Below are 3,301 nucleotides of genomic sequence, written 5' to 3'. Positions count from 1 at the left end.
CAGCCTTCGTCGTGGACGGCGTCGAGGTCGCGGACTTCGTCGGCGTCGAGCTCGAGGAGATCGAGGGAACGTCGGACGCGGTCTTCGAGTCGCTCGAACCGCAAGCGGCCAGCGTCGAAGCGGCTGCCACGGCAGCGGCCGCGGCGATCGTACGAGAAGTGGTGCGGGTGGTCGAGAACGTCATCATGCTCCGATGTCGAAGGTCCCTCACTGGCGGCGCGCAGAGCACCGAAGGCTCGGTGCGAAGCGCTCGGCTCAGGCCTGCGCTCCAGCCCGTCGACCATGAGGTCGAGGGCACGTCCGTGTGATCCAGACTCGGGTTAACCCGGACAACACTGCCGAGGCAACCCGCGAGGGTCAAATTCAGATAACGGAACCGTAACGGATACTGCGACGCGATGGGGCGTCAGGTGCGGCATCCCGGGAAATCTTCCGCTGCAGTGGGATTCGTCACACGCGGTGCCAGCCCCCTTGCGTCGATCGCTGCGCTATGGAATCACGCGCGTGACGCTCACCACGGCCCGTAGACGCGCTCGGACGTCTCCGACAACGCCGCACACAGCGCCGGGACGTCGACGTTCTTGACCTCGGCGAGCGCTCGCACCGTCAGCGGCACGAGGTACGGCGCATTGGTCGCCCCGCGGTGCGGCGACGGCGTCAGGTACGGCGCATCCGTCTCGACGAGGAGCTGCTCGAGCGGCACCTGTGCGAGTGCCGCCCTCAGTTCGCGGGCGTTCTTGAACGTCACGACGCCGGCGACGCTGACGTAATAGCCGCGCTCGACGCACTCGCGCGCCATCGCGACATCACCGCTGAAGCAGTGCAGGACGGTCTTCTCAGGCGCGCCCTGCTCGGCGAGGATGCGCATGACGTCCTCGTGCGCCTCACGGTCGTGGATCTGCAGCGCCTTGCCGAAGCGCTTGGCGAGCTCGATGTGCCACCGGAAACTCTCCTGCTGCACCGCGACGCCGTCGGGGCCGGTGCGGAAGTAGTCGAGCCCGCTCTCACCGACGACACGCACCCGCGGGTGGGCCGCGATGCGCTCGATTTCGGCGTATGCGGCGTCGAGCTCGCCCGCGGCGTACAGCTTGGGCGCCTCGTTGGGGTGCAGCGCGACGCCGCCGAGCAATTCGGGGTGGGCGTCGATGACGCGCTCGGTGAAGCGCGCGCCCGCAAGATCACACCCCACCTGCACCATCCGATCGACGCCGACCGCGACGGCCTCGTCGATGACGGCGCGCACGTCGGGTGGCGCGCCGCCGTCACGGGAGATGTCGAGGTGAGTGTGATTGTCGACGACCGGTGACGGCAGCGGCTGCGGCGGCGTCGGCTTGTCGCTGCGGCGCAGGTTTGGGTCGCTCACGCCGAGATGTTCATTCGCTCGAGTTCCTCCTCGACCACCGCCGGGTCGAACTTCTTGAACGCCGGCTTCGGCTTCGCGATCGGCGTGCCCGGCGCGGCGTCACGCGGCTGCCAGCGCGGCGTGGCCGAGTACTCGCCCGTGATGATGCGGTACGGACGTCCGTCGTCGAGGTCGGTGACCTCCTTCGCGACCGGCATCGGCATGAACTCCCCCTCACCGCCCATGACCTCGTGCACGAGATTCGCGGAGAACGGCACGAACGGCGCCATCATCGTGTTGAGGTCGACGACGCACTGCGCGAGCGTGTGCAGCACCGTCGCGAGACGCTCCCGCTCGTCCTCACCCTTGAGCTTGAACGGCTCCGTCACCGCGACGTACCGGTTGACCTCGCCGACGAGACGCATCGTCTCCGTGAGGGCCGCCTTGAGACGGTTGCGCTCGATGAGCGCACCCACCGTCGCGAACCCGCCGCGCACCGCGTCGAGCACCTCGCGGTCGACATCGGCCAACTCGGACGGCGCCGGGATCTCACCGAAGTTCTTGTGGATCATGCTCGCCGCACGATTGACGAGATTGCCCCAGCCCGCGACGAGTTCCGAGTTGTTGCGCTGCACGAACTCGGCCCACGTGAAGTCCGCGTCCTGATTCTCGGGGCCGGCCGCGACGATGAAGTACCGCAACGGATCGGGACCGTAGCGCTCCAGCACGTCCTTGACGTAGATGACATGCCCCCGACTCGTCGAGAACTGCTTGCCCTCCATCGTCATGAACTCGGACGAGACGACCTCCGACGGCAGGTTGAGATGCCCGAAAGGACTCTCCACCCCGCCCTTCGCGCCCTCGCCATTCGCAGCAAGAAGCTCAGCGGGCCAGATCTGCGAATGAAAGACGATGTTGTCCTTCCCCATGAAGTACTTGGAAACCGCGACTCCGTCGCTGTTTCCAAGTACTTCCGATGCCTTCTGGGCTCCGACGCTGCCCTCGTCGGACGTCGCACGCTCCGCCCGAGCGAGCTCCGCATCTCCGCCCGTGCTCGCAGGCGCGTTCCACCACTCGCGCCACTTGTCGGGCTCGCCGAGGCGACGTGCCCACTCGATCGAGGCCGACAAGTAGCCGACGACGGCGTCGAACCACACGTACAGACGCTTCGTCGGCTGCTCGCGCCATCCGTCGAGCGGCACGGGAATGCCCCAGTCGATGTCGCGCGTCATCGCGCGCGGACGGATCTCCTCGAGGATGTTCTGGCTGAACTTGATGACGTTCGGGCGCCACGTGCCCGTCGCCTCACGCCCGTCGAGCCACGACGACAACGCGTCCGCGAGCGCCGGCAGGTCGAGGAAGAAGTGCTGCGTCTCGATGAACTCCGGCGTCTCACCGTTGATCTTGGAACGCGGATCGATGAGATCCGTCGGGTCGAGCTGGTTGCCGCAGTTGTCGCATTGATCGCCGCGCGCCTCCGCGTACTTGCAGATCGGGCACGTGCCCTCGATGTACCGATCCGGCAGGGTTCGCCCCGTCGACGGGCTGATGGCGCCCGACGTCGTCTGCTCGACCATGTACCCGTTCTCGTGCAGCGCGAGGAACAGCTTCTGCACCACCTCGTAGTGGTTCGCCGTCGTCGTGCGCGTGAACAGGTCGTAGCTGAGGCCGAGGCCGACGAGGTCGTCGACGATGATGCTCGCGTTCTCGTCCGCGAACTCCTGCGGCGTCTTGCCCGCCTTCTCCGCCATGATGACGATCGGCGTGCCGTGCTCGTCGGTGCCCGAGACCATGAGCACGTCATGACCCGCCATGCGCATGTACCGGCTGTAGACGTCGGAGGGCACACCGAAACCGGCGACGTGCCCGATGTGGCGGGGGCCGTTGGCGTACGGCCAGGCAACAGCGGAGAGAACCTTGGTCATGGGCCCATCCTAGGAGCCGCCGCCGACAACCGCT

Annotated in this window: 3 protein-coding genes; 1 reads left to right on the top strand and 2 read right to left on the bottom strand. The window is 67.0% G+C overall.

The genetic code is table 11. The features are described 5' to 3' along the window. The coding region (locus B2284_RS00015; RefSeq protein ID WP_286697045.1) for a hypothetical protein at nucleotides 1–308 on the top strand (308 nt) is incomplete at its 5' end. 203 nt (nucleotides 309–511) lie between these two features. Here the strand turns inward: B2284_RS00015 and B2284_RS00010 are convergent. Continuing rightward, on the bottom strand, nucleotides 512–1,363 hold the full coding sequence (locus B2284_RS00010) for a TatD family hydrolase (RefSeq protein WP_006946782.1): 852 nt from the start codon (nucleotides 1,361–1,363) through the stop codon (nucleotides 512–514). Continuing rightward, a complete protein-coding gene (gene metG, locus B2284_RS00005) occupies nucleotides 1,360–3,267 on the bottom strand; it encodes a methionine--tRNA ligase (protein ID WP_286697044.1) in 1,908 nt (635 codons plus the stop codon). Before metG ends, B2284_RS00010 begins: the two co-directional genes overlap by 4 nt. Nucleotides 3,268–3,301 lie beyond the last annotated feature (34 nt).

Source organism: Dermacoccus sp. UBA1591, assembly GCF_002322065.1.
Lineage (GTDB): Bacteria > Actinomycetota > Actinomycetes > Actinomycetales > Dermatophilaceae > Dermacoccus > Dermacoccus nishinomiyaensis.
The sequence above is the reverse complement of the archived record's forward strand: the minus strand, read 5'-3'. Positions and strand labels throughout refer to the sequence as shown.

Excerpts from the sequence above, each read along its gene's own strand:
- metG (WP_286697044.1), bottom strand. The coding sequence starts at position 3,267 with ATGACCAAGGTTCTCTCCGCTGTTGCCTGGCCGTACGCCAACGGCCCC.